Source organism: Sphingobium sp. EP60837, assembly GCF_001658005.1.
GTDB classification, from domain to species: Bacteria; Pseudomonadota; Alphaproteobacteria; order Sphingomonadales; family Sphingomonadaceae; genus Sphingobium; species Sphingobium tyrosinilyticum.
Window position 1 is genome coordinate 981,418 of sequence record NZ_CP015986.1, and the last position, 25,162, is coordinate 1,006,579.

The 25,162-nt window shown below is 64.7% G+C and carries 20 protein-coding genes, 1 pseudogene and 1 riboswitch; of the genes and pseudogenes, 5 read left to right on the top strand and 16 right to left on the bottom strand.

All coding sequences use genetic code 11. The annotated features are described in order from the left end of the window. Nucleotides 1–28 precede the first annotated feature (28 nt). Complete coding sequence (locus EP837_RS04805; RefSeq protein ID WP_066528713.1) at nucleotides 29–904, bottom strand: MBL fold metallo-hydrolase; 876 nt, start codon at nucleotides 902–904, stop codon at nucleotides 29–31. 173 nt (nucleotides 905–1,077) lie between these two features. Between EP837_RS04805 and EP837_RS04810 the strand changes: the two genes are divergently transcribed. Next, nucleotides 1,078–1,965, top strand: a complete 888-nt coding sequence (locus EP837_RS04810) for a tyrosine recombinase XerC (RefSeq protein WP_066524922.1) — start codon at nucleotides 1,078–1,080, stop codon at nucleotides 1,963–1,965. Nucleotides 1,966–2,108: 143 nt separating this feature from the next. Here the strand turns inward: EP837_RS04810 and EP837_RS04815 are convergent, their stop codons facing one another. The 4 genes and pseudogenes from EP837_RS04815 to rsmI all read right to left on the bottom strand — a co-directional run bounded on the left by EP837_RS04815 (nucleotide 2,109) and on the right by rsmI (nucleotide 5,106). Then, nucleotides 2,109–2,708 (bottom strand): DedA family protein, encoded by a 600-nt coding sequence (locus EP837_RS04815; protein WP_066524924.1) that lies wholly within the window; start codon nucleotides 2,706–2,708, stop codon nucleotides 2,109–2,111. An 88-nt stretch (nucleotides 2,709–2,796) separates the two neighbouring features. After that, nucleotides 2,797–3,771: a glutathione synthase gene (gene gshB / locus EP837_RS04820; protein WP_066524926.1), complete on the bottom strand. Its 975-nt coding sequence runs from the start codon at nucleotides 3,769–3,771 to the stop codon at nucleotides 2,797–2,799. Between the two features lie 143 nt (nucleotides 3,772–3,914). Continuing rightward, nucleotides 3,915–4,267: pseudogene (locus EP837_RS04825) on the bottom strand (YraN family protein). Continuing rightward, a complete protein-coding gene (gene rsmI, locus EP837_RS04830; protein ID WP_066524928.1) occupies nucleotides 4,264–5,106 on the bottom strand; it encodes a 16S rRNA (cytidine(1402)-2'-O)-methyltransferase in 843 nt (280 codons plus the stop codon). The pseudogene EP837_RS04825 and the gene rsmI overlap by 4 nt, the downstream one beginning before the upstream one ends. Nucleotides 5,107–5,117: 11 nt before the next feature. Between rsmI and EP837_RS04835 the strand changes: the two genes are divergently transcribed. Then, entirely contained in the window at nucleotides 5,118–6,317 is a 1,200-nt protein-coding gene (locus EP837_RS04835) for a penicillin-binding protein activator (protein WP_066524930.1), read from the top strand. 95 nt (nucleotides 6,318–6,412) lie between these two features. On the opposite strand, the gene EP837_RS04840 is transcribed toward EP837_RS04835, so the two are convergent. Together EP837_RS04840 and EP837_RS04845 are read right to left on the bottom strand one after the other, a co-directional pair. Then, on the bottom strand, nucleotides 6,413–7,192 hold the full coding sequence (locus EP837_RS04840) for an ABC transporter ATP-binding protein (RefSeq protein ID WP_066524932.1): 780 nt from the start codon (nucleotides 7,190–7,192) through the stop codon (nucleotides 6,413–6,415). Further along, nucleotides 7,186–8,181, bottom strand: a complete 996-nt coding sequence (locus EP837_RS04845; RefSeq protein ID WP_066524934.1) for a FecCD family ABC transporter permease — start codon at nucleotides 8,179–8,181, stop codon at nucleotides 7,186–7,188. The genes EP837_RS04840 and EP837_RS04845 overlap by 7 nt, the downstream gene beginning before the upstream one ends. Before the next feature lie 59 nt (nucleotides 8,182–8,240). Here EP837_RS04845 and EP837_RS04850 point away from each other — a divergent pair, with 59 nt between their 5' ends. Further along, complete coding sequence (locus EP837_RS04850; protein ID WP_066524936.1) at nucleotides 8,241–9,050, top strand: ABC transporter substrate-binding protein; 810 nt, start codon at nucleotides 8,241–8,243, stop codon at nucleotides 9,048–9,050. Nucleotides 9,051–9,086: 36 nt separating this feature from the next. On the opposite strand, the gene EP837_RS04855 is transcribed toward EP837_RS04850, so the two are convergent. Then, nucleotides 9,087–10,925, bottom strand: a complete 1,839-nt coding sequence (locus EP837_RS04855; protein ID WP_066524939.1) for a TonB-dependent receptor plug domain-containing protein — start codon at nucleotides 10,923–10,925, stop codon at nucleotides 9,087–9,089. 173 nt (nucleotides 10,926–11,098) lie between these two features. Further along, a riboswitch (cobalamin riboswitch) is annotated at nucleotides 11,099–11,338 on the bottom strand. Between the two features lie 65 nt (nucleotides 11,339–11,403). On the opposite strand from EP837_RS04855, the gene mobA reads away from it, so the two are divergent. Beyond that, a complete protein-coding gene (mobA, locus tag EP837_RS04860) occupies nucleotides 11,404–11,940 on the top strand; it encodes a molybdenum cofactor guanylyltransferase (RefSeq protein WP_066524941.1) in 537 nt (178 codons plus the stop codon). A gap of 82 nt (nucleotides 11,941–12,022) precedes the next feature. Here mobA and cobA read toward each other — a convergent pair whose 3' ends face one another. From cobA to EP837_RS04895, 7 genes are all read right to left on the bottom strand, one after another. Next, nucleotides 12,023–12,805 carry a uroporphyrinogen-III C-methyltransferase gene (gene cobA, locus EP837_RS04865; RefSeq protein WP_066524943.1) on the bottom strand — a complete coding sequence of 261 codons (783 nt, stop codon included), beginning with the start codon at nucleotides 12,803–12,805 and terminating at the stop codon, nucleotides 12,023–12,025. After that, nucleotides 12,792–15,404: a nitrate reductase gene (locus EP837_RS04870; RefSeq protein WP_066524947.1), complete on the bottom strand. Its 2,613-nt coding sequence runs from the start codon at nucleotides 15,402–15,404 to the stop codon at nucleotides 12,792–12,794. The genes cobA and EP837_RS04870 overlap by 14 nt, the downstream gene beginning before the upstream one ends. A gap of 111 nt (nucleotides 15,405–15,515) precedes the next feature. Next, nucleotides 15,516–15,851 (bottom strand): nitrite reductase small subunit NirD, encoded by a 336-nt coding sequence (nirD, locus tag EP837_RS04875; protein ID WP_066528717.1) that lies wholly within the window; start codon nucleotides 15,849–15,851, stop codon nucleotides 15,516–15,518. Between the two features lie 5 nt (nucleotides 15,852–15,856). After that, nucleotides 15,857–18,364 (bottom strand): nitrite reductase large subunit NirB, encoded by a 2,508-nt coding sequence (nirB, locus tag EP837_RS04880; protein WP_066524950.1) that lies wholly within the window; start codon nucleotides 18,362–18,364, stop codon nucleotides 15,857–15,859. A gap of 293 nt (nucleotides 18,365–18,657) precedes the next feature. Next, on the bottom strand, nucleotides 18,658–19,902 hold the full coding sequence (locus tag EP837_RS04885; RefSeq protein ID WP_066528720.1) for a nitrate/nitrite transporter: 1,245 nt from the start codon (nucleotides 19,900–19,902) through the stop codon (nucleotides 18,658–18,660). Between the two features lie 239 nt (nucleotides 19,903–20,141). Continuing rightward, nucleotides 20,142–21,344 carry a CmpA/NrtA family ABC transporter substrate-binding protein gene (locus EP837_RS04890; RefSeq protein ID WP_066524953.1) on the bottom strand — a complete coding sequence of 401 codons (1,203 nt, stop codon included), beginning with the start codon at nucleotides 21,342–21,344 and terminating at the stop codon, nucleotides 20,142–20,144. Beyond that, nucleotides 21,341–21,922 (bottom strand): ANTAR domain-containing response regulator, encoded by a 582-nt coding sequence (locus EP837_RS04895; RefSeq protein WP_066528723.1) that lies wholly within the window; start codon nucleotides 21,920–21,922, stop codon nucleotides 21,341–21,343. Before EP837_RS04895 ends, EP837_RS04890 begins: the two co-directional genes overlap by 4 nt. A gap of 187 nt (nucleotides 21,923–22,109) precedes the next feature. On the opposite strand from EP837_RS04895, the gene EP837_RS04900 reads away from it, so the two are divergent. After that, nucleotides 22,110–23,690 (top strand): ABC-F family ATP-binding cassette domain-containing protein, encoded by a 1,581-nt coding sequence (locus EP837_RS04900; RefSeq protein WP_066524955.1) that lies wholly within the window; start codon nucleotides 22,110–22,112, stop codon nucleotides 23,688–23,690. Here the strand turns inward: EP837_RS04900 and EP837_RS04905 are convergent. Continuing rightward, the gene (locus EP837_RS04905) at nucleotides 23,684–25,162 is read right to left on the bottom strand and encodes a DHA2 family efflux MFS transporter permease subunit (protein ID WP_066528726.1); all 1,479 of its coding nucleotides are present in this window, start codon (nucleotides 25,160–25,162) and stop codon (nucleotides 23,684–23,686) included. The two genes, EP837_RS04900 and EP837_RS04905, sit on opposite strands and share 7 nt — an antisense overlap.

Below are 25,162 nucleotides of genomic sequence, written 5' to 3' on the forward strand. Positions count from 1 at the left end.
CAATTGGCCAGCATCTGTTGATCCTCGTTCAGCGCAGCTGCCACCTGCCATCCCCGATGGCGGCGGCGATACCCCGCCCATCGAGGTCGATCAAATGTGCGAGGACAGAGCGCCCCGCGGCGGGGTGAAGCCGCGGATCGACGCCCTTGTACATCTCCGCCACCATGTCGGGTATGTGCGAGGCGCCGTTGCGCTCCAGGAAGCGCACTATCTGTCCCTCGCGCTGCTTGCGGTGCCCCATCATGCCGCGCACCAGCCGCCGGGGATTATCCACGGCATCGCCATGGGCGGGATAATAGACGGCATCTTCCCGGTCGAGCAGGCGCTGCATCGAACGCATATAATCGGCCATGTCACCATCGGGCGGCGAGATGACGCTGGTCGACCAGCCCATGACATGATCGCCGGTGAGCAGCGCGCCCTCCTCCACCAAGGCGAAGCAGAGATGGTTGGAGGTGTGGCCCGGCGTCGCGACGGCTTCGAGCGTCCAGCCCTCTCCCGCCACCTGTTCGCCATCGCCCAGGATGCGGTCGGGCTGGTAGGTGGCGTCGAACGCGGCGTCGGCGCGGGGACCATCATCTTCCAGCGTCAGCGGCGCACAGCCGATGATCGGGGCGCCGGTCAGGTCGGCCAGCGGCCGGGCGGCCGGGCTGTGGTCGCGATGCGTGTGAGTGCACAGGATCGCGCGGACCGGGCGGCCATCTATGGCGGACAACAGGGCGGCGATATGCTCCGCGTCATCGGGGCCCGGATCGATCACCGCCAGGTCCGTGGTGCCCACAAGATAGGTCTGCGTCCCCGTATAAGTGAAGTGCGACGGGTTGGGCGCGAGCACACGGCCCACGCGCGGCGAAATCTGCCGAAGCGCGCCGGTCGGCATATCGGGGTCATGAGCGGTGGCCATGCGTCCCATGTGCCCATTTCGGGGGGATTTTCAAGGGCGTCGGGATGAGGGGATTCCGTTTGGGACGCGCCTGCCTTACTGTCATCCCGCCGTTCGCTTCGAGCGAAGTCGAGAAGCATGGGCTTACCGTGTCTTGACTTCGCTCGACACGAACGGAGGTGGAGAGCCGAACATTGAATGATCTTGTGGAAACATGGCGCTGTCATCTGGCGTTGGATCGGAGGCGCTCGACCCATACGGTGCGCGCCTATGTGGCAACGGCCGAGCGGTTGATCGCTTTTCTGGGGGAGCATCGCGGGGAAGCGATTACGACGGAGTTGCTGGGGAAGATCGATCAGGCGGATCTGCGCGCTTTCCTGACGGCGCGGCGGATGGACGGCATCGGCAATGTGTCCGCAGCGCGCGAATTATCGGCGGTGCGTGGCTTCCTGAAGTTCACGGGCGGCGAGGAGGCGCGGGTGCCGCTGCTGAAGGGACCGAAGGTGAAACGCGGATTGCCCCGGCCCGTGTCACCTGACGAGGCCGTAGCGCTGGCGGAGGATATTGCCGAGACGGCGCGGGAAAAATGGATCGGCGCGCGCGACTGGGCGGTGCTGCTGCTCCTCTATGGCGCCGGACTGCGAATCGGCGAGGCGATGGGGCTGCTGGGCGATGTACTGCCGCTGGGTGAAACCTTGCACGTTACCGGCAAGCGGGGGAAGGCGCGCATCGTGCCTCTGCTGCCCCAGGTGCGAAGCGCGATCGAAACCTATGTAGCGACCTGTCCCTGGCCGATGGAGCGGGCGGCTCCGTTGTTCAGGGGCACGCGGGGCGGCCCGCTGTCGGCGGCCATCCTGCGCCGAGCGGTGCAAGGCGCGCGGGGACGGCTGGGGCTTTCGGAGCGGACCACGCCGCATGCGCTCCGGCACAGTTTCGCGACGCATCTGCTGGGGCGCGGGGCGGACCTGCGATCACTGCAGGAATTGCTGGGCCATGCCAGCCTGTCATCGACGCAGATCTATACGCAGGTGGATGCGGCGCATCTGCTGGATGTGTATCGCAACGCGCATCCGCGGGCTTAGAGTATCATGCTAAATCAGGATCACTCATACGTCCCTTCGCCCTGTTCAAGGCCACTGGTCTCGGTTGACTGTCGAAAGGCTTCCCTATCTTGAAGAAAAGGTAGGGGGCTTCCACAAGTTCAGCCAGAATAGGGCGCAGGATGCTAGCCGCGCGGCTTCCAGGTGAAGAGACGCCAGAGATAGAAGATAACCGCGCCCACGACGCAGGCTGTGGCGACTGGCCCTACATATTTGTCGATGTCCCGAAAATTCTGGCCGAGAATATAGCCGGCATAGGCAAGGATGATATTCCAGATCAGCGCGCCACCGGCGGTCCAGGCGAGGAATTTGAAATGTCCCATCCGGAACAAGCCTGCGGGCAGCGAGATCATGGTGCGGAAAGCGGGCAGGAAGCGGAAAACGAAGACGACCACCTGACCATATTTGCCGAATATATGGTCGAGGGCCTCCACATCCCTCCATTCCAGCGTCGCCCAGCGGCCATAGCGATCTACCAGGGGCTTCAGGCGCGCAAAGCCCAGTATATGTCCGACCAGATACCAGAAATAGTTGCCCACGGTCGTGCCCAGCGTGCCGACAAGCAGCAGCCATTCCATCGCCATGCGGCCCTGCCCTACCCGGATGCCGCCGATACCCATGATGAGTTCGGACGGAATGGGCGGGAAGACATTTTCGATGACCATCAGGGCGAAGATGCCCCAATAGCCGCCCGCATCGATCAGGCGCAGGACCCAGTCTGTCACTTCCCGTCATTCCAGCGGTAACTGGAATCTCCTGCGGACACAGCTTGAGACACGAAATACCAGCCTACGCTGAGATGACGGTGACCGTTCAAGCGGCCGCTCGTGCAGCGAGGCGGGCGTCGATCGCATCCCAGATCATGCCGCCCGTGTCGGTGCCATTGAAGGCGTCGATCGAGACGATGCCGGTGGGCGAAGTCACGTTGATCTCCGTCAGCCATTCACCGCCGATCACGTCGATGCCTACGAACAGCAGGCCACGGCGCTTGAGTTCCGGGCCCATGGCGGCGCAGATTTCCAGTTCGCGATCCGTGAGTTCGGTCTTCGCCGCCGACCCGCCGACTGCCAAGTTCGATCGAATCTCACCCGCGCCGGGGATACGGTTGATCGCGCCCGCGATTTCGCCATCGACAAGGACGATGCGCTTGTCGCCCTGCGCGACGCCGGGAATGAAGGCCTGGACCATGAAAGGTTCGACCCATGACGCGTTGAACAGTTCCACCAGCGCGGAGAGGTTCGCGCCGGACTGGCCGACATGGAAGACGGCGTTGCCTGCGTTGCCATAAAGCGGCTTCACGACGACTTCGCCATGTTCGGCAAGGAAGCTTTTCACCTCGGCAAGGTCGCGGGTGATCATGGTGGGCGGCATGAAGCGCGCATAGTCTAGAACGAACAGCTTTTCGGGCGCGTTGCGGACTGAGCCGGGGTCATTCACCACCAGCGTTTCGGCCTGCACTCGTTCGAGCAGATGGGTGGCGGTAATATAGCTGAGGTCGAAGGGCGGGTCCTGGCGCATCAGCACGACATCGACGTCGCGACCAAGGTCGAGCAGTTCGGTTTCCCCGAAGGCGAAATGGTCGCCCTCCACCTTCTGCACCTTCACCGGCCGCGCCTTCGCCAGCACGCGGCCGTCGCGATAGGTAAGGTCGGGCGCGAGATAATGGTAGAGCCGATGCCCCCTCGCCTGCCCCGCCAGCATGATGTGGAAGGTCGAATCGCCCTTGATGTTGATCCCTTCCATCGGGTCCATCTGCACGGCCACGGTCAGAGGGTTGAGTTGGGTCATCCGATACGCTTCCTTCCAAATCCGTTCGTGCTGAGTAGGACCGAGCCTGTCGAAGTCCAGTATCGAAGCACTGCCATGCACTCACCCGTCGATACGACCCTTCGACAAGCTCAGGGTCCGCTCAGGGCGAACGGAGGTTTGAGTTACCCCCCATGCCAGACATTCGCCAGATGGCGCGGCGGGCGGCCCGGTGCAAGGAGGATCACGTCGATCCGCATGTCGTCACCGGGCTTGGCAAGGTCATAGAAGAGCATTTCGGCCGCCGCGGCGACGCGCGAAGGCGGCGTTCGTCGATGGCGAGGTCGAGATCGGTGCCGGTCGCGCGGGCCTTGACCTCCACGAAGGCGAGCATGGAGCCGCGCCGGGCGACGAGGTCCACTTCGCCCGCAGGCGTGCGCAGGCGGCGGCCGACGATCTGCCAGCCCTTTAGCCGCAGCCACCAGCCCGCAAGGCGCTCCGCTTGGCGTCCGCGCTTTTCCGCCTGCTGACGCTTCACCCCTTGAGCTCCATGGCGCGGGTGTAAAGGGCGCGGCGGTCGAGGCCGAGCTTCTTCGCAACTTCGCCGGCGGCCTTGGAGACGGGCAGGCGCTCCATGGCTTCGATTAGGGCAGCGTCGGCGTCTTCGGCGCTGGCCCGGGGCGCTTCGCCGGGCGGGCCGACTATGACGACGATCTCACCTTTGGGGGGTGCGTCGGCATAGCGGGCGGAGAGTTCCGACAGGGTTCCGGTCTGCGTTTCCTCGAACGCCTTGCTGATCTCTCGCGATACGGCGGCTTCGCGATCGCCCAACCCTTCAGCCATGGCGGCAAGGCTTTCGGAAAGGCGCGGGCCGCTTTCGTAGAAGATGAGCGTTGCGCGCAGGGCGGCGACTTCGGCGAAGGTGTCGGCGCGCGCCTTCTGCTTGGCAGGCGGGAAGCCCATGAAGAGGAAGCGGTCGGTGGGAAGACCTGAAAGCGTGAGCGCGGCGATGGCGGCGCTGGGGCCGGGAAGCGTTATGATCCTGCGCCCGGCGGCGCGGGCGTCACGGACCAGCTTGTAGCCCGGATCTGATATGAGCGGCGTTCCGGCGTCGGAGAGAAGCGCGACCGATTCGCTCGCCATCCGCTCGATCAGGCGCAGGCGGACCCCTTCCGCGCTATGGTCGTGATAGGGGACCATCGGTCGATCCGAGCCCGCGTGGCGCAACAGACGTGCGCTGACCCGTGTATCTTCCACGGCAACCACATCGGCAAGGCGCAGGACTTCCGCCGCGCGAGGGCTAAGGTCTCCAAGGTTGCCGATCGGCCCCGCAACGATGTAAAGCCCGGGTTCCAGCCCAGAAGATTGAGTTTCCATAAGGACGCCAGATGACAGAGACGGATGCCCTCCGGCAAGCGGACATGTTCGCGGCCCTGAAACGCGGTGCACGCATTTTGTTCGCGGCGACCGCGTTGCTGGCCGCAGCCTGTCAAACGGTCGTGCCGCGCGGCCCCAGACCGGCACCCGGCGAACCTGTGCCCAGCAGCCCCGACGTAACCCAAGGGCTGCCCACCGACTCGATGCGGCATCGCGTCGCGCTGCTGGTGCCGCTAAGCGGGCCCAATGCAGGCGTCGGCCAATCGATCGCAAATGCGACGACGCTGGCGCTGCTGGACACCAGGGCGGACCGGGTGCGCATCACCACCTATGACACAGGGCTCGGCGCGGCGGCTGCGGTCAACAAGGCGCTGGCCGAGGGCAATCGTTTGATCCTGGGTCCACTTCTGGCGGAGGATGCGCGGATCATCGGCCCTATCGCATCGCGCGCGAATGTGCCGGTGATCAGCTTTTCCAATGATGTGAGCGTCGCCGGGAACGGCGTTTATATCATGGGCTACAATCCCAACCAGTCGATCGAGCGGGTCGTGGAGTTCGCGCGGGGAAAGGGTCTGTCGAAATTCGGCGCCCTGGTGCCCAAGGGCGTCTATGGCGAGCGGTCCGGCACGGCGCTGCTGCGCGCGGTGGAGCAGACGGGCGGCACGGTGGTGTCGATGCAGACCTTCGACAGGTCGGCGGCGTCGATAACGGCGGCGGTGAAGAAGCTGCAGGCATCGTCCAGCTATGACGCGCTACTGATCGCGGATAGCGGCCGCGTAGCGTTGCAGATCGCGCCGATCGTGCGGAAAAATGGCGGTGCGGGTGCGCGGCTGTTGGGAACAGAACTATGGAATACCGACAATAGCCTCGCGGCGAGCCCGGTGCTGCGCGGCGCGTGGTTCGCCAGCGTGTCGGACGGGCTCTATGGCCAACTCGCGGGCAAATATCGCGCGCGCTACGGCAGCTCGCCTTTCCGACTGTCGGCGCTTGGCTATGACGCGGTGCTGCTGACAGTGCGAATCGCACGCGATTGGAAGCCTGGCACGACGTTCCCGGCGGCGAGGCTGCGCGATCCGGGCGGCTTCTCGGGGATCGACGGCGCGTTCCGGTTCGGGCGCAGTGGCGTGGCCGAACGGGCGCTGGAGGTGTCGGAGGTTGGCGCTGGGACCTATACGGTCGTGGCGGCGGCGCCCAAGGCATTTAGCGAGTAGGAACTCTTTCTCCGCTCGGACGGAGCCTGTCGAGGCCCCCCTTTCTTTTGGGAAAAGTGGCGCACTTCGACAGGCTCAGGACGAACGAGATAGTGCTAGTCCTTGATCCGTCCCGTCGGCAGGATCAGGGGCAAGTCGCGATCCGGTTCGATGCAAGCGGAAATGCCATAAACCTCGGCGAGGCTTTGCTCGGTCAACACCTCCAGCGGCGCGCCATCGGCCACGAGCTTGCCCTTGTCCATCAGCAGCAGGCGGTCGCAATACCGTGCGGCCATCCCGAGATCATGGAGCACCGTGACGACCAGGGATCCCGCGCTTGCTTCAGCCTTCAACAGGTCCATGACATCGATCTGATGCCCCGGATCGAGCGCGGCGAGCGGTTCATCGGCGATCAGGCCGGGCGCACCGACCGCGAGCGCGCGGGCAAGGAGGACGCGAGCGCGTTCGCCGCCTGACAATTCGGTGGCCACACGGCCTTTCAAATGAAGGACGTCGGCGCGGGCGAGAGCGGCATCGACCAACGCTTCGTCGTGGGGAGACAGGCGGGAGAGCGGCCCGAGATGAGGCATGCGGCCTAGCGCGACCAGCCTTTCCACCAGCAACGGCCAGTGCAGCGTCTGTCCCTGCGGCAGATAGGCAATGCGGCGGGCGATCTCCTGGCGCGAGAGGCGCGCCGCGGGGCTGCCATCAATCTCGATTTCGCCGCCGACGAGCTTCGTCAGGCCGAGCAGGGCGCGAATCAGCGTCGATTTGCCCGCGCCATTGGGACCGATGATGCCGACCAGCTGGCCGGGCTCCAGCGCAAGGGTGACGCCATCGACTGCCGGATGGCGGCCGAGGCGGACGGAAATATCCTGCGCACGGATCGTCACCATAGCCGCCGTTCCCGCATCAGATGGACAAGGAAGACCGGGACGCCCAGCAGCGCGGTGAGGACCCCGAGCTTGAGTTCGCTGCTGGTCGGGATCAGGCGCACGCCGATGTCGGCCAGCGTCAGCAGCGCCGCCCCGCCCAGCAGCGACGGAAGCAGGACGGCGGAGGGCGAGCGGTCGGTTAGCGGGCGGACGAGATGCGGGACGATGAGGCCGACAAAGCCGATCGCGCCCGACACGGCGACCGCGCCGCCGACGCCGATCGCAACGCCCAGCATGATGCGCAGGCGCGCCTTGCCTAGGTCCGCGCCAAGGGCCTGCGCCCCCTCCTCCCCCAGTGTCAGCGCGTCAAGGGTGCGACCATCGGCGATGAGCAGCGCCGCGCCGATGAGGACACAGGGAAGCGCAATCCAGACATGGGCGTAGCTGCGATTTTCCAGGCTGCCCATCAGCCAGCTCATGATCTCCATCGCCGCGAAAGGATTGGGCGAGAGATTGAGCGACAGGCTGATCCCCGCCCCCGTCAATGTCGCGACGGCGATGCCCGCGAGGATGAGCGTCAAGGGGCTTTCCGAAGGACCCGCGAGCAGGAACAGTGCGGTGATCGCAATGAGGCTGGTGGTGATGGCGAGCAGCGGGAGAATGGCGGGATGCAGTTGCGCGAGGCCGAAATAGAGGGCACAGACGGCCCCCAAGGCTGCGGCGTTGGATGCGCCCAGCACCGATGGCTCCGCGAGCGGGTTGCGCAGATAGCCCTGGAGCGATGCGCCAGCGAGCCCGAGCATGGCGCCAACGATCAGGCCGAGCAGCATGCGGGGCAGGCGCAGGTCGATGAGGATAGCGCGGGCGATCTCGTCGCCCCCTCCACCAAGGACGGCCAGGATGCGCGGGAGCGACAGCGGGACAGCGCCCAGCGTGAGCGAGCCGAGCGCGGCCACAAGCGTGAGCGCGATGAGCGCGGGCATCAGCAGCGGATGACGCCGGGCGGTCATGGCTTGCGTCCTTGCAGGTGCTTGGTAGAGCTTCGCGACACCGTGGGGGACGCGACAGGATGCGAGGCAGGACTATCATCGCGGCGCTCTGTGTGCTGGGGCTGACGGGTGCGGCCGCCCCTGCTCCCAAGCGGATCGTGTCGCTCAACACCTGCGCGGATCAATATGTGCTGGCGCTTGCCGATCCCCGGCAGATCGTCGCCCTCAGCCCCTATGGCCATGATCCGGAACTGTCGGCAGCGGTGGCGAAGGCGCGCCGGTTTCGCACGCTCCGCCGCCCCGCCGAGGAGGTGCTGGCGATGCGGCCCGATCTTTTGATCGGCCTTCCCGATGGTGCGGGAAGCGTGGTCGGCGCCCCGCCGGGCCAGTGGCGAACGCTGGGGCTGGCCAGTGCGGACAGTCTGGTCACGATCCGGGCCCAAATTCGTGAGGTCGCCGCGGCGGTCGGACATCGCGAGCGCGGGGAGGCGCTGATCCGGCGCATGGATCGCGATCTTGCCCCGCTGCCTCAGGCTGGACGCGGCGGGGTCGCAGCCTATTATCAGCGGCGCGGCTATATGACCGGGACGGGTACGCTGGTCGATGAACTGATCCGGCGCGCGGGGCTCGTCAATCTGGCGGGGAAGCTGGGCAAAGCCTCGCTTGCCCAGGTACCGCTGGAGGAGATGATCGCGGCAAGGCCCGATTGGCTGATCGTCGAGAGCGGCAGCGAGAATGTCGTCGATCAGGGAACGGAGATGCTGCACCATCCGGCGCTGCGTTCCATCCCCCGCATCCGCGTTCCGCAGGCGTGGACGGTGTGCGGCGGCCCCGCCTATGTGGAGGCCGCGCGCAGTATCGTGGCGCAGGTCACCGTTGCGCAGAATTGAGGGGCTGAGGCTCACGCCAGCCCCTCTCGCCAGGCTTTAGAAGCGGACACGCACGCCGCCAAAGGCCGAGCGGCCATAGGTGTTGTAACCATAGACCGTCGAGTATTCTTCATCGGCGAGATTGTCGATGCGGCCGTAAATCTCGAGATGTTCGTTGATCGGGAAGGATGTACGGACGCCCAGCAGAGCATAGCCGTCAAGTCGCTGCGTATTGGCAGCGTCGTTGAAGCTGTCGCCCACCATGGTCAGCGTAGCGCCCATCGACAGGCCGAAGGACCAGACATAGTCGGCCGAGACGCTCACCGCATTCTTGGCACGGCGGGGCAACAGCTTGCCTTCGTTGATGCCGCCTTCCGACCGGTCGATCGCGTCGATATAGCTGTAGGCAGCCGTGACGGTGAGCGCATCGACGGGCTTCAGCGTGACGGCGGCCTCAACACCCTTGGCCCGGGTCCGGGTCAGGTTGATATATTGACCGAAGGGCAGGATGAAGCCGTCGAAATAGAGCTGGTCGCGTGTGTCGCGGCGGAAGGCGGTGACGGAGATCATCGCGCGGCCGCCCACGACGCTATGATCGAAACCGATGTCGTAGCTCTTCGACTTTTCGGGCCGAAGGGCGGGATTGCCGTTGAAGCCATCATAAAGTTGATAGAGCGATGGCGCCTTGAAGCCTTCGCCATAGCTGGCGCGGATGTTGGTGCGGCCAGCATTGGGCGTGTAATTGGCGTTGGCGCCGAGCGTGGTCGCACCGCCGAACTGGCTGTGATCGTCGTGGCGCACGCCGCCGGTGAGCGAGAGGCCGGTGAAGGGCTTCACGACGGCGAGGGCATAGACGCTGTCGATATTCGCCTTGGCGCCGCCGCTGCCGAAGCCGTAGAAATCATAATCCGGCCGCTCATGCTCATAGCCGAAGACCAGCTTGGCCTGATCAATGGGCTGATAGACGCCCTCATATTCGAAGCGAAGGTTGGTGCCCGAATAGCCATAATCCCCGAAGGGCGAGAAATAGTCGCGATCGTTACGAAGCCAGGTGACGGCGCCCCGCTGGGTCAGCTTGCCGTCGAACAGGGCGAGGTTGATGCCCGCATAGCCGACATATTGGTTCAGCTTGCTGCTGTCCGTCGACTCCATCGGCGCGCCGAAGAAGATGTCGGTGTCGAGATCGGCGTGGATATAATAGCCGCGCAAATCGAGGCTGAGATTGTTGGTGAAGGCGAGCTTCAGCTTGGCGTGGGTGGCGATATTCTCATAGCCGTCCTTTTCCGTGCCGCCCTGGGCGGCGGAAATGCCGTCAGTGCGAAAATAAGCGACGCCCACGCCGCCCGACGCGATGCCGCTGCTGCCGGACACATCGGCTTTGGCGTTCAGCGTGTCGGCATAGCCATAGTCGATCGAGGCGCTGCCGCCGAAGCCTTCGGCAGGCTCGCCGGTCATGATGTTGACGACACCGCCAATCGCCTGGCTGCCATAGACGACCGAGTTGGAGCCGCGCAGTATCTCGACTCGGCGGATGTTGCCGGTCAGGAGATTGCCGAAGTCATAGAGATCGCCGATGCCGCTGGGGTCGTTGACCTTGACGCCGTCGAGCAGCACCAGCGTTTGCGTCGTTTCCGCGCCGCGGATCGAGATACCCGTAACCCCGCCCACCACATCAGCACGGTTGAACCGTACGCCCGGCGTCGTGATCAGCAGGTCGGCGATGCTGACCGACTGGCGCGTTTCGATGGTCTGTGCGTCGATTACGGTGACGGCCTGGCCGACTTCATCGCGAGGCTGCTCGATGCCGAGCGCGGTGACGATGATCTCGTCATTATCCCCTGCGAGCGCGGGGGTGGCGGCGAGAAGCGCCAGCAGTGAAATTCCGGTCTTGAACATGTTCGTCTTCCCTGAGCGTCAGGCGACTCTTGGGCGAGGGTCTCCGCGCAAACGGCCGGACACGCGGTAAGGACAGACGCCAGCGCCCCGCCCCGCGCACCGATGCGGCCCCCGCCGCTTCGCGTCGCTCAGACGGAAAACACCGTGCCCGGACCTATCCCTGGATCCTGGACAAGAGCGACCATGCGCTGGCAGGTCTCCTGGCTCGCGGGTCAAGGCAGCGATGCACGGCCTTCCCGGGCCGTCTGGCCCAGTGGCTGGCCCCCATCGCCTCCCCTTTGAAGACGGCGGGTTCCACAGTGCATCGCGCTCGCCGCTTACAGTTGCAGGGACAGCCGCGGAATTGGATAGCCACGCTATCCGCACCGCATTCCCTTTCAAGCCCAATGGGCACCGGCGCGATCTTCTTATGTCAGCGGTTGCCCGCTCACGCGCCGCGCCATAGGGGAAAGCAGAGGTTCTGCCAAGGAGTGGATCGATGCGATTGCTGGGCGCGGTGCTAGCCGGTGGGCGATCCAGCCGGTTCGGGAGCGACAAGGCGCTGGCCGTGATGCCGGACGGGCGCATCCTGCTGGAGCATGCGATGGCGGCGATTGCGCCGCATGTGGAGGCGGTGGTGGTTTGCGGCCGGGCGATGGAGGGGGTGACGGGCCTACCCGATCGGCCTGCCCCAGACATGGGGCCGCTGGGCGGGCTGAACGCGGCGCTGCATCATGCGGCAGGCCAGGGCTTTGACGGGGTGCTAACGATCGGGTGCGACATGCCGGTCTATCCGGCCGCGCTGGCGGAGGCGCTGACCGCAGATGGCGCGGCGGTGCTGAAGGGGCAGCAACTTGCCGGGTTCTGGCCCGCTTCGCTGGCGGGAGAGCTGGACGCGCACCTGGCCGAAGAGAATAACCGCTCCATCTATGGGTGGCTGGAGCGGATCGGCGCGCAGATCGTGGACCGGGCGGATATCGTGCTGCCCAATATCAACCGGCCGGAAGATCTTGATGGTTTGCGCTATCAGGACTGAGCCTGTCGATGCCCCTTACCTTCCTTCCAACTAAGGCAGGGGCATCGACAAGCTCAAGGCGAAGGTGCGGAGGGCTGAGCCTTCAAGCCTGAAGAGCGACGCTTGCGGCGACCTCACCAGGCATGGCCGTGCCCGCCACCGCTTCGCCAATCAGAAGCAGGGTCGGATCTTCATCGCTGATCGTGGCGACCAGGAAGGCAAGCGCGGACAGCTTGCCGCGGATCAGCCGTTCGCTGGGGAGCGAGACATTGACCGCCACCATCACGGGCGTTTCCGGATCACGCCCAGCGGCGATCAGCTGGCGGCTGATCTCTCCGGCAGCGGCGCGACCCATATAGATGCCGAGCGTGCCGCCGGGTCGGGCCAGCGTTTCCCAGTCGAGCTTGAGCGGTTCGCCGGCCTTCAGATGCGCCGTCACCAGGGTCAGGCCCCGCGCCACGCCGCGTAGGGTGAGCGAGGCATGGCCACTCGCCGCCGCCGCGCTGGCCGTGGTGATGCCGGGGCAGATGCGGAAGGAAATGCCGTCTGCGGCCAGATGCTCCATTTCTTCCGCCGAACGACCGAAGACGGAAGGATCACCGCCCTTGAGGCGCACGACGCGCTTCCCGGCCTTGGCAGCGGCGAGGAGCAGGTCGTTGATGCTTTCCTGCGCCTTGCTGTGTCGGCCCGAACGCTTGCCGACACTCACCCGTTCGACCCCCTCGGGGATGAGGTCGAGTACGCCGGGCCCCACCAGCGCGTCATAGAAGACGATCTCCGCTGCCGCGATCAGCTTTTCGGCCTTCCGGGTGAGCAGGTCCGGGTCGCCCGGACCTGCGCCCACCAGCCAGACCTGTCCGGGGGCGATAAGCTCATTCTGCTGCATGGAGTGTCTCCTGCGGAATTTGGGTCAGGATGTTGGCGAGCGCGGGGCGGCATGATCCACAATTGGTGCCCGCGCCGATCGCCTTGCCGATGGCGGGCACATCGACGAGATTCTGCTCGCGTATGGCGGCCATGATCTGATTGAGGCCGATGTCGAAACAGACGCAGATGGTCGGCCCCTTGTCCGGCTGGTTGCCCGGCCCCCGCGCGGCTAGGACGGAGGCGCCCACCTCTTCGACCTGGAGCTGGCCGATCAGCCAGTCGCGCGACGGGAGCAGGCCGGTCTTAGTGACGATCAGGATGCCCGCGAGCTTCCCTTCCGCGATGATCGCGACGCGGCGGGTGCCGCGCGTCTGGTCGATGGCTTCGACCCGATCACCCTTCGGCAGGCAGGCTTCGAGCCGCACCGCATCCCCATTGCCCGCGACCTCGTAAAGCGCACCGCCCGTCACGGTGATGCGGGTCGCCCAGAGGCAGGGGACCTTGGCGGGCTGCTCACCGCGCAGGATCAGGAAGCCCTTCCATTCGGTCGAGACTTTCTCAAGCGCCGCCGGGGTCGCCTTGAAGCCGGGCTGGCCCGAATGCGGATCCACCAGGGGACGGGGCAGCAGGCCAGTGCGGCCGCCGGTCGAAATCTGGTCGGTCCAGTGGATCGGCGTGAATATCTCGCCGACGCGCTGACCTTCACTGACGCTGGCGCGAAAGAGGCTGTTCCCCTGCGCGGTAGAGACGCGGGCGAGATCACCATCGGCGATGCCCAGCGCCTGCGCGTCCTGCGGATGGACTTCGACCAGCGGTTCCTCGCGGTGACGGGCGAGCTTGGGCGCAAGGCCGGTACGCGTCATGGTGTGCCACTGATCGCGATAGCGCCCCGTGTTAAGCGTCAGCGGCCATGCTTTTAGCGGCTCCTGCAACTCCAACTGCTTGGTAAGAACCAGCCGCGCCTTGCCCTCCGGGGTCGAGAAGCGGCCATCGGCGAAGGGCTTGTCGCCGCCCCAGCGGAAGGGCTCCATCGTCTCATAGGCGTCGTTACCGATGGTGGCGTGGCTGCGCAGGTTGAGCACGCGCTGGCCGTCATTCTGATAGGCGGTCAGGCGCGCATGTTCGCGCCAGATGTCGGCGGGCCGATCATAGGCGAAGGCGTTGCGCCAGCCCATGCGGCGCGCGACTTCGGTCACGATCCACCAGTCGGGCTTGGCCTCGCCGGGCAGCGCCAGGAAGGGACGCTGGCGGCTGATGGTGCGGTCCGAATTGGTAACGGTGCCGTCCTTCTCGCCCCAACCGGCGGCGGGCAGGCGAACGTCGGCATAAGCGCTGGTGTCGGTGTCGGCGATGATGTCCGAGACGACGACGAAGGGGCAGGCTTCCAGCGCCTCACGCACGCGGTTGGCGTCGGGCAGCGAGACGGCGGGATTGGTCGCCATGACCCATAGCGCCTTCACCCGGCCTTCGTTGATCGCGCGGAAGAGATCTACGGCTTTCAAGCCCGGCTTGGTCGCCATCTTCGGCGCAGCCCAGAAGCGGCCCACTCGCTCCACATTTTCAGGCGCAAAGTCCATGTGGCTGGCGAGCGTCGAGGCAAGCCCACCGACTTCGCGGCCGCCCATCGCGTTGGGCTGGCCGGTGATCGAGAAGGGCGCGGCGCCCGGCTTGCCGATGCGGCCGGTGGCGAGGTGGACGTTGACGATCGCGTTGACCTGATCGGTGCCGCGGATCGACTGGTTGATGCCCTGGCTGAACATCGTGACGGTGCGCGGGGTCGCGGCGAACAGCCTGAAGAACTGCTCCAGCAGCGCGGGTGCGATGTCGCAGGTCTTGGCCGTGCTCCACAGATCATGGCCGGTGCGGATATGCTCCCAAAAGCCTTCGGGTGCGTTCACATGCTCGGCCATATAGGCTGGGTCGGCGATGCCTTCCTGATCGCACCAGGCGAGCAGACCGTTCATCAGCGCGACGTCGGTGCCGGGCTTTACCGGCAGGTGCAGGTCGGCGCCTTCACAAGTCTCGGTGCGGCGCGGATCAATGACGACCAGCTTGGTGCCGCGTGCGGCGCGGGCGGCCTGGATGCGCTGATAGACGATCGGGTGGCACCAGGCGGTGTTGGAGCCGACCAGCACGATCAGGTCCGCTTCCTCCAGATCGTCATAGCTGGCGGGCACGACATCCTCGCCAAAGGCGCGGTTGTGGCCGGCAACCGCGCTCGACATGCAGAGGCGGCTGTTGGTGTCGATGTTGGAGGAGCCGATGAAGCCCTTCATCAGCTTGTTGGCGACATAATAATCTTCGGTCATCAACTGACCGGACACGTAGAAAGCCACGCTGTCGGGTCCGTAGCGCTCGATCGTCTCGCGAAAGCGCTTCGCCACCATGTCGAGCGCCTTGCCCCAGCTGGCGCGCTTGTCGCCGATCATCGGGTGCAGGAGGCGGCCTTGCAACCCCACCGTCTCGCCAAGATGCGTGCCCTTGGAGCAGAGGCGCCCGCCATTGGCGGGATGCGCTTCATCGCCCTTGATCGTGACCGACCGGGGCCCGGTCGGCGTGGCCGAAATGCCGCAACCAACGCCGCAATAGGCGCAGGTGGTGCGGATGGCCTGAGTCATGCTCTTACCTCTTGTCCAAGAGAGAGAATTGGGTGGAGGCGCATGCCGCAAGGGATGGCCAGCATGCAACCCCCACCCGGGTCCCCGCCGTTGTGGCTGGGGACCGGAAGCTCAAGCCGCCGCCTTCATCTCGGTCGGGCGGGCGATCAGGATGCGACCGCCCTCCTCTTTCACCGCGATGGTCGGCGTGCAGCCTTCATCCGCGCCCTGCGCTTCGCCCGTCTTCAGGGCGATGTTCCAGTTATGGAGCGGGCAGGCGACGCTATGGCCATGGACGATGCCCTGGCTCAGCGGGCCTTTCTTGTGCGGGCATTCATTGACCAGCGCGAAGACCTTGTCGTCGCCGGTGCGGAAGACGGCGATTTCCTTTTCGCCGGCAATCCGCACGGTGCGCGCGCCACGCTGGGGAATGTCGGCCAGCGTTCCGATATCGATCCAATCGGTCATGTCGTTCACTCCGCAGCGATGGCGATGGGGTCGAGATGCTGATGCAGTTCTGCATTCGCACCGGCTGCGCGTTCGGCCCAGGGATCATCCTGGCTGAAGCTCTGCGAATAGAGGAAGCGGGCACGCAGGGCCTCACGGCCAGCGTCGTCTTCCACGATGCGCTGCTTGACATATTCGACGCCGACACGCTCGATCCAAGGCGCGGTGCGCTCCAGATAGCGGGCTTCCTCGCGATAGAGCTGGGTGAAGGCGGCGCAATAATCGAGCGCCTCCTGCTCGGTCGACACCTTGCACAGCAGGTCGGTGGCGCGGACATGGATGCCGCCATTGCCGCCGACATGCAGTTCGTAGCCCGAGTCCACACAGACCACGCCAAAGTCCTTGATCGTCGCCTCCGCGCAATTGCGGGGGCAGCCCGACACGGCGATCTTGAACTTGTGGGGCATCCACGATCCCCAGGTCATCCGCTCGGTCTTGACGCCAAGGCCGGTGGAGTCCTGCGTGCCGAAGCGACACCATTCGGACCCGACGCAGGTCTTCACCGTGCGCAGCGACTTGCCGTAAGCGTGACCCGACACCATGCCCGCGGCATTGAGGTCGGCCCAGACGGCGGGCAGGTCTTCCTTCTTGATACCGAAAATGTCGAGACGCTGGCCGCCGGTGACCTTCACCATCGGCGCATCATATTTCTCGACCACGTCGGCGATCGCGCGCAGCTCACGCGGGTTAGTGAGGCCACCCCACATGCGCGGAACGACCGAATAGGTGCCGTCCTTCTGGATGTTGGCGTGCATGCGCTCATTGACGAAGCGGCTCTGCTGGTCGTCCTGATATTCACCCGGCAGCGCGCAGAGCAGATAATAGTTGAGCGCGGGGCGGCAGGACGAGCAACCGTCCGGCGTCGACCAGTGCAGCTTCTGCATCACTTCGGGGATCGAGCGCATATTCTGCGCCACGATTTCGCGGCGGACATCGTCATGGCCGAAGCTGGTGCATTTGCACATCGTCTTCGGGCCGGACTGAACGTCGTCGCCCAGCACCACCGCCAGCAAATTCTCGACAAGGCCGGTACAGCTGCCGCAGCTGGCCGAAGCCTTGCAGGATCCACGCACCGCATCGAGGCTGCAATTGCCCGCTTCGATGCAAGCGACGACCTGGCCCTTGCTGACGCCGTTGCAGCCGCAAATCTCGGCATCGTCCGAGAGCGCCGCAACGGCCGCCTTAGGGTCCAGTGCGCCCCCTCCAGAGGCGAAAGCCTGGCCGAAGATCAGCAGGTCCCGGATCTCGCCGACATCCTCGCCCCGCTTGAGCAGGTCGAAATACCAGCCGCCGTCCGCCGTATCGCCGTAGAGCACCGCGCCGATGACCTTGTCATCCTTGACCACGACACGCTTGTAAACGCCGCGCGACGCGTCGCGCAGGACGATGTCCTCGCAACCTTCGCCGCCCGAGAAGTCACCAGCGGAGAAAACGTCCAGGCCCGCGACCTTGAGCTTGGTCGAGGTGACCGAGCCCTTATAGCCCGTATGCTGGTCGGTGAGGCCGTCCGCGAGGCTGCGGCACATGTCCCAGAGCGGGGCGACGAGGCCATAGACATTGCCGTCATGCTCGACGCATTCGCCAACGGCGAGGACGTCAGGGTCGCTGGTGACCATATGGTCATCGACCTTGATGCCGCGATTAACGTCGAGGCCGGCTTCGCGCGCCAAGGCGGTCGAAGGGCGGATGCCCACCGCCATCACCACCAGGCTCGCCGGGATTTCGCTGCCATCCTTGAGGCGGACGCCCTCGACCTTGCCGTCGCCATAGATCTCAGCGGTGTTGGCGCCGGTCAGGATGGTCTGGCCGCGGCCTTCGAGCGCTGTCTTAAGCAGCCAGCCGGCCGCTTCGTCCAGCTGCCGCTCCATCAGCGTGTCCATGAGGTGGATGACGGTCACCTTCATGCCGCGCAGGGTCAGGCCGTGTGCGGCTTCCAACCCAAGCAGACCGCCGCCGATCACCACCGCGCTGCCGCCGCCATTCGCGGCCTCCAGCATGGTGTCGACATCCTTCATGTCGCGGAAGCTGATGACACCGGGCAGATCCTTCCCCGGAACCGGGATGATGAAGGGATCCGACCCGGTGGCGATCAGCAGCTTGTCATAGCCAACAGTGCGACCCGACTGGCTCGTGACGGTCTTGGCGGTGCGGTCTATTCCCGTCACCGGATCACCCGCGATCAGCTCGATATTATTTTCCGAGTACCATTCGCGGCTGTTGATGATGATGTCATCGAAGCTCTTCTCCCCGGCCAGAACCGGCGAGAGCATAATGCGGTTATAGTTCACATAGGGCTCGGCGCCGAAGATGGTGACGCGATAGCGTCCCGCATCCCGTGCCAGCAGTTCCTCGATCGCGCGGCAGCCGGCCATGCCGTTGCCAACAACCACCAGATGCTCACGAACATCGTCGGAGGGCACGAAGATTTCCTCTTCGCTGGCCGTCTCCGGTCCGGTGTTGTTCTGAAAATCCATCCCTTGACTCCAGAATAAAAAAAAGCCGCCATCCGGACACCTGGGCTTTGAACCCAGAGGTCTGGATGGCGGCTTTGCCATCATTCACGCTTCATGCGATCCGTCCATGGACCCAGTCAGCTATGTAGTTCGAGGACAACCTTGCCCTTCGCATTGCAGCATAAATGAATCACGGGTCGGGTCAAGTGATTCCTTAGCCAAACTTTTCTTTGCAAACTGCGAAAGTGAACCCTTCGCAAACGCGAAAAGGGCGGCAGCCTTCGCGGGCCGCCGCCTCCTCTCCTGCTAATTCATCAGATGCGCGCGGCGCTGCTCCATGTCGCGCGCCAGCGGGCGCGGACCAGCGAAATGCCGAGGAACGCGACCACGCAAAGGCCCGCGAAGATCAGGAAGCCGGGCGCGAAGCTGCCGGTGAACTGCTTGGCGATGCCCAGCGACGAGGCAAGGTAGAAGCCGCCGATGCCGCCCGCCATGCCGACCAGCCCGGTCATTACGCCGATCTCCTGCTGGAAACGCTGCGGCACCAGCTGGAACACCGATCCGTTGCCCACACCCAGCGCCAGCATCGCGGCGACGAAGAAGCCCAGCGCGGACACCAGGGTCGGCGCATAGGACACACCGGCGAGCGCCAGCGCGGCGGCGATATAGACCATCATCAGCGCCTTGACGCCGCCGATCTTGTCGGCGAGCGCGCCGCCCATCGGACGGACCAGCGACCCGGCGAACACGCAGCCCGCGGTGCAATAGCCCGCAACGATCGGGGTCAGGCCGAACTGGTCGGTGAAGTAGATCGGCAGTGAGGCAGCAAGGCCCACGAAACCGCCAAAGGTCACCGCATAGAAGCCCATCAGCCACCAGGCGTCAGCCGACTTGAGCGGCCGGAAATAGTCGACCAGCTTCTTCGGAGCGGGCGCATTGGGCGCATTCTTCGCCATGAACATATAGGCGATGAAGACGATGGTCAGCGGAATGCAGGCAAGGCCCAGCACCGAGTTCCAGCCGAACAGCTTGGCTAGGATCGGCGCGAAGAGCGAAGCCAGCACCGTGCCCGAATTGCCCATGCCGGCGAGGCCCATGGCCTTGCCCTGATGCTCTGGCGGATACCAGCGGCTGGCTAGCGGCAGCGCGATCGCGAAAGAGGCACCGGCAAAGCCCAGGATCACGCCCAACGCCAGCGTGCCACCAAAGCTGTTGACGCCCATGAACCACGCCGTCGCAAGGCCGACGATAACGATCACCTGGCTGATCGCGCCCGCCTGCTTGCAGCCGATGCGATCGACCAGCAGGCCATTGACCACGCGCAGCAAAGCGCCTGCGAGCGTCGGAACGGCGACCATCAGCCCCTTTTCAGCAGGCGTCAGGCCCAGCGTCTTGGAAATGGACGGCGCGAGCGGCCCCAGCAGCACCCACACCATGAAGGCGAGGTCGAAATAGAGGAAGGCAGCGATAAGGGTCGGCGTGTGGCCAGCTTTCCAGAAGCTGGTCGGAGCGGCTTGCCCCTCTGCGCCTTTCTCGCTGTCCCAATAAGCAGTTGCCATGATGACGTCCTTCAATCTTGTGAAATGGACACAAAAAAAGCCGCTCTCCGGACGCTCGTTCTTCACGAGACCCGGCCAGCGGCTTTGCTGCAAAATTCTGTTTGGAGAGCGCGACCCCATCCTTGGGCGTGCTCATCCGTAAACGCGCTTCGTCGCGCGACCTCTCCCTTATCTAATGATTCGCCTCATGTTGCAAGGCACAATTTCCTGAAGGACGCTGTGGCCGCGTCGAGCCAAAGCTAAAAACTCGCCAGAAAATCCTCGATCCGTTCGGGGTCGAACACGCGTCCGTCGAAGAATCTGTCCGGTCCCAACGTCAGTTCACCCCGCTTGGAGCCCACGGCCAGCGGCGTGGCGACAGCGCCTTCCACCTTCATGCTGGCTCCGGGGATAGGCACATTGCTCTCTGCGAGTGCGCGGCGAAAAATATCCGGCCGAAAGACCGCTCCCGCCTTCGCCGCATTCTCCGGCGTATGCTCCACCATCTTCCAGCGGACCATCTGCGAATACAACCACAGCGCCTGACTGCGCCAGGGAAAGGGCGTGGCCTCACGGGAAAAAAGCATGAAATCAGGCATGTCGAGCGACGGCATGTCCGCCCGCGCCGTGATGCGGCCGGACAGCGCGCGCTGGATCAGGTCGGCGGGCTGATCGACGAAATGCGGTTGAGACAGCAGATGCGCCAGTGCTTCGTGGTTGGCGGGCTCGTCGCACCAGGCGGCCGCCCGCGCGAGCGCTCGGATCAAACCATCAACGACATGGGGATTTTCTTCCAGCCAGGGCGTGCGAAAGGCCAACACCTTCTCGACTCCCCGCTGCCAGATGCGCTCCCCGATCGCAACCGCTTCGGCAAGGCCGGCATCAACCGCGGCGCTACCCCAAGGTTCGCCCGCAATGAAACCGTCGATCTCGCCCGCGCGCATGGCTTCCACAGTTAGCGAAGGGGGCACGACGCGCAACAACACGTCCCGGTCGGGATCGACACCCGCGCTCGCCAGCCAATAGCGCGACATGAGAGAGTGGCTCGAAAAGCGATGGACGACGCCGATCACGGGCTTGCGCTTCCAAAGCCCGATCGCGGCGGCAAAGTCATGCGCGGTCCCCAGCGGATCGTCGAGCCGGGCAGCCACATCCGGGTCGAGCGCCTGGGCGAACTCCTTCGCCATCACCAGCATATTGCCGTTAACATTCAGCTTGTAGGGCGCGGAAAGAGGCGCAGGTTGCTGGCTCAGACCCAGCGTGACGGCGATGGCGAGCGGAGCCAGCATATGCGCGGCCTGCACCTGCCCAAAGGCAAGCCGGTCGCGTAACGTCGCCCAACTGGTGGTGCGGACAAGGTCGAGCGTGATGCCCTCTTCTTCTGCGAAGCCCTTTTCCCGCGCCACCGCCAGCACGGCAGAATCGGTCAGCGGCAGATAGGCGATGCGCAATGCTGTCGTCACAGGCCCCCTCCCAACAGGTCGCTGGCCGTAATCAGAGCCTGAGCGACATCCACGATTTTCTTCCCTTGATTCATCGCGCTCGACCGCAGCAGCGTATAGGCGTCCGGTTCGCTGAGGCCACGCTGGCTCATGAGAATGGATTTGGCGCGGTCGATGATCTTGCGGTCGGACAGCGCGGTGCGCGCCTCGTCCAACTCGGTCTGCAGCCGGGCAAACGCGTTGAAGCGGCGCACCGCCAGTTCCAGCACGGGCTTCACCCGCTCCTTGCGCAACCCATCGACGACGTAGGCGGACACGCCCGCATCGATCGCGGCGCCGATCATCGATTCGTCCGATTGATCGACGAACATGGCGATCGGCCGGGCGAGAGCGCGGCTGACCGAGAGCATTTCCTCCAGCGTGTCGCGGCTGGGACTGCCAAGATCCATCAGCACGACATCAGGCGCCATGCGTTCGAGCCGCGCAACGAAGCCGCCGCGCGGGGGAACGATATGGATGTCGTCATAGCCTGCTTCGCGCAGTCCTTCTTCCAGAACCGTCGCGCGCAGGCCACTGTCATCGATGATGACGATTCGCATCTGACCCAGCCCTTTTGGCCCTTCAGTGACCGCGATGCCGCGCCGCGTCAATCGGTGCCGGGTGTCACCGGTTGCCAGCAGCACGGCCCTGCTATATTAGCACGAACCAGTTTTCGGAGGATCATCAACATGGACATGCACCTGATCGCGCTGCCCCAACGCTCTGCTTTCAGGAAGTTTTTTGTCCATGCCTTCGATCATTCTCTCTCGTTTAAGCTGGTCCGCGCCTGACGGGACCAGCGTCCTTTCGGACCTCGATTTTCGTTTCACTTCCGAGCGGATTGGGCTTGTCGGACGCAATGGCGTCGGCAAATCGACGCTGCTCGCGCTCATCTCCGGCCGACTGAAGCCAGGCGGAGGAAGTGTCCAGCTCAATGGCAAGGTGGCCGAACTGCGCCAGACGGTGCAGGTCAATCCCGGTGAAACAATCGCCGACCTGTTCGGCGTTCGGGACGCTGTAGCGCTGCTCGTCAAGGCGGAGCGCGGGGAAGCCACAGTTGATGAGTTGGAGGCGTGCGATTGGACGCTGTCGGCCCGGCTGGAGGAAGCGCTGGCCGAGGTCGGCCTCACCGCCGCCCTGGAAACAGAGTTGGCTAAACTGTCCGGCGGCCAGCGCACGCGGGCGGCGCTTGCTGGAGCGGTTTTCGCCAAACGCGACTTCCTGCTCCTGGATGAACCGACCAATAATCTGGATGCGGAAGGCCGAACCGCGCTCATTGCGCTGCTGGGACGCTGGCGTGCGGGAGCGATCGTTGTCAGCCATGACCGCGCCCTGCTGGAAGAGATGGACGCGATTGCCGAACTGACCAGCTTGGGCATCAACCGCCACGGAGGAAACTTCTCGTCTTGGCAGGCGCGTAAGGCGGTCGAACTCGCAGCGGCGGAACAGGACCTCGCCCAGGCCGAAAAGCGGATGAAAGACGTCGCCAAGCGAACGCAAACGGCTACTGAGCGCAAGCAACGGCGAGATGCCGCAGGTGCGCGAAAGGGAGCGAAAGGCGATATGCCGCGCATCCTGATCGGCATGCGCAAGGACCGGGCCGAGGGCTCAGGCGGCGAAGCGGCCCGGCTCGCGGATCGCTTACGGCTGGAGGCCGCAGAGGCCGCGAGCGCCGCGCGCGAGCGGATCGAACGGGTCGAAAGTCTGACGGTCGCGCTGCCATCGACGGGCCTATCGGCGGGGCAAAGGATCGTTGTGATGGACCATATGACCGCGGGTCGGGCGGGGGGCAAACCAGTGCTCCACGACTTATCGCTAAATATCACCGGCCCCGAACGGATCGCGACCAGCGGCCCCAATGGCGCAGGCAAATCGACGCTGCTGCACGTCATCGCGGGCACCCTGTCCCCATTGTCGGGGCGCGTCGATCGGCCCGTCGCCTGCGCACTGCTCGACCAGCGGGTGGACCTGCTCGACCCGAGCGCCAGTATCGCCGAAAATTTCTCGCGCTTGCACCCTCAAGCGACGCATAATGAGGTGCGAGCGGCGCTGGCGCGCTTCCGGTTCCGCGCGGACCTCGCGTTGCAAAGCGCCGGGAGCCTTAGCGGCGGACAGTTGCTGCGCGCCGGGCTGGCCTGCGTGCTGGGCGGTGCGGTGCTCCCGCCGCTGCTGATGCTGGACGAGCCGACCAACCATCTTGACCTCGATAGCATCGCCGCGATCGAACAAGGGCTGGCCGGTTATGACGGCGCGCTGATCGTCGTGAGCCATGACGAGGCATTTCTGCGCGCCATCGGGATAAGCCGGGAAATCCGCCTCGGTCAGTGAGCGGCCGACATGTCCACTCGGGCGGTCGGCTTGGGCGCGATCCAGACCAGCGCCCCGGCGAGGAACAGGACCAGCGCGGCGACGAAGAAGACATTGTTCATCGACAGCACGGTCGCTTGCTGATCGACCAGATCGGCGATCATCTGCGGCGTCTGTGCAGCGGTTATGCCTGTTCCGGCCAGCGAGGAGCCTACGCCCGGATCCAGCGCGGACACCAATCCGTCGCGCGCGACGCGTTGGCCGTTGCCCCAGCCAGTGAGGACGATCGAGGTGGAGATCGCAACGGCAAGAGTTCGCAGGAAGCTCTGCATGCCCGCTGCCGAAGCGGTTTCCTCCGGCCGTACGGAGCCCAGGGTCAAGGTGGTCAGCGGGATCATGAAGAAAGGCATGGCGAAACCCTGGACAACCTGTGGCAGCGCCAGCGTCCAGAAATCAGCCGTAGTGGTCCAGCCAGAGCGCCAAAGCGTGACAAAACCCATCCAGATCACCGACCCGGAAATCAGGAAGCGCACATCGATCTTACCCACGGCGCGTCCGGCGAAAGGGGCCGCCAGAATCGCGGTCATCGCGGTGAAGGCGGTCACGAAACCCGCCGAATAGGCCGTGTAGCCCATCGACATCTGAAGCCATTGCGGGATGATGACGATGCCCGCAAAATAGGCGCCAAAGCACAGGGACAGCGTCACCACGCCCGATGTGAAGCCGACATGGCGGAACACCCGCAGATCGACGATCGGATGCTCTTCGGTCAGTTCCCATATGATGAAGACGAGGAAGCCGACCGCGGCCATCACGGCCAGCGCGACAATCATCGGATCGCCGAACCAATCATGGTCGCGGCCCGTATCCAGCATGATCTGAAGGCACCCGATCCAGAAGACCAGAAGGCCAAGACCTATATAGTCGATCGGCAGCTTGCGTCTTTCGGTTTCGACAGGCCCCAGCAACGCCATCGCCGCAAAGACGCAGACGGCGGCGATCGGAAGGTTGATGAAGAAGATCCAGTGCCAGCTCCAATTGTCGCTGATATAGCCGCCGACGATCGGCCCGACCGCGGGTCCCGCCAGCGTGGTCATGGCCCACAGCCCCATCACCTTCGCACGCTGTTCGGGCGGATAGATGCGCATCAGCAGCGTCTGCGACATCGGCATCAGCGGACCGCCGCACAAACCCTGCCCGATCCGGCAGGCGACGATCATGCCGAGCGTGGTCGATAGACCGCACAGCAAGGAGAAGAGCCCGAAGCCGATCATGCCCCAGATGAAGAGGCGCACCGTCCCGAACCGCTGGGCAAGCCAGCCGGTAAGGGGCACGCAGATCGCTTCCGCCACAGCGTAGGATGTGATGATCCAGGTGCCTTGGTCCGGCGAGATGCCGAGATTTCCCGCGATGTGCGGCACCGACACATTGGCGATCGTCAAGTCCAGCACGACCATGAAATTGCTGAACGCCAGCACCATCCCCGCCAGCAT

Excerpts from the sequence above, each read along its gene's own strand:
- EP837_RS04805 (WP_066528713.1), bottom strand. The coding sequence starts at position 904 with ATGGCCACCGCTCATGACCCCGATATGCCGACCGGCGCGCTTCGGCAG.
- gshB (WP_066524926.1), bottom strand. The coding sequence starts at position 3,771 with ATGACCCAACTCAACCCTCTGACCGTGGCCGTGCAGATGGACCCGATG.
- rsmI (WP_066524928.1), bottom strand. The coding sequence starts at position 5,106 with ATGGAAACTCAATCTTCTGGGCTGGAACCCGGGCTTTACATCGTTGCG.
- EP837_RS04835 (WP_066524930.1), top strand. The coding sequence starts at position 5,118 with ATGACAGAGACGGATGCCCTCCGGCAAGCGGACATGTTCGCGGCCCTG.
- EP837_RS04840 (WP_066524932.1), bottom strand. The coding sequence starts at position 7,192 with ATGGTGACGATCCGTGCGCAGGATATTTCCGTCCGCCTCGGCCGCCAT.
- EP837_RS04845 (WP_066524934.1), bottom strand. The coding sequence starts at position 8,181 with ATGACCGCCCGGCGTCATCCGCTGCTGATGCCCGCGCTCATCGCGCTC.
- EP837_RS04850 (WP_066524936.1), top strand. The coding sequence starts at position 8,241 with ATGCGAGGCAGGACTATCATCGCGGCGCTCTGTGTGCTGGGGCTGACG.
- EP837_RS04855 (WP_066524939.1), bottom strand. The coding sequence starts at position 10,925 with ATGTTCAAGACCGGAATTTCACTGCTGGCGCTTCTCGCCGCCACCCCC.
- mobA (WP_066524941.1), top strand. The coding sequence starts at position 11,404 with ATGCGATTGCTGGGCGCGGTGCTAGCCGGTGGGCGATCCAGCCGGTTC.
- cobA (WP_066524943.1), bottom strand. The coding sequence starts at position 12,805 with ATGCAGCAGAATGAGCTTATCGCCCCCGGACAGGTCTGGCTGGTGGGC.
- EP837_RS04870 (WP_066524947.1), bottom strand. The coding sequence starts at position 15,404 with ATGACTCAGGCCATCCGCACCACCTGCGCCTATTGCGGCGTTGGTTGC.
- nirD (WP_066528717.1), bottom strand. The coding sequence starts at position 15,851 with ATGACCGATTGGATCGATATCGGAACGCTGGCCGACATTCCCCAGCGT.
- nirB (WP_066524950.1), bottom strand. The coding sequence starts at position 18,364 with ATGGATTTTCAGAACAACACCGGACCGGAGACGGCCAGCGAAGAGGAA.
- EP837_RS04885 (WP_066528720.1), bottom strand. The coding sequence starts at position 19,902 with ATGGCAACTGCTTATTGGGACAGCGAGAAAGGCGCAGAGGGGCAAGCC.
- EP837_RS04895 (WP_066528723.1), bottom strand. The coding sequence starts at position 21,922 with ATGCGAATCGTCATCATCGATGACAGTGGCCTGCGCGCGACGGTTCTG.
- EP837_RS04900 (WP_066524955.1), top strand. The coding sequence starts at position 22,110 with ATGCCTTCGATCATTCTCTCTCGTTTAAGCTGGTCCGCGCCTGACGGG.
- EP837_RS04905 (WP_066528726.1), bottom strand. The coding sequence starts at position 25,162 with ATGCTGGCGGGGATGGTGCTGGCGTTCAGCAATTTCATGGTCGTGCTG.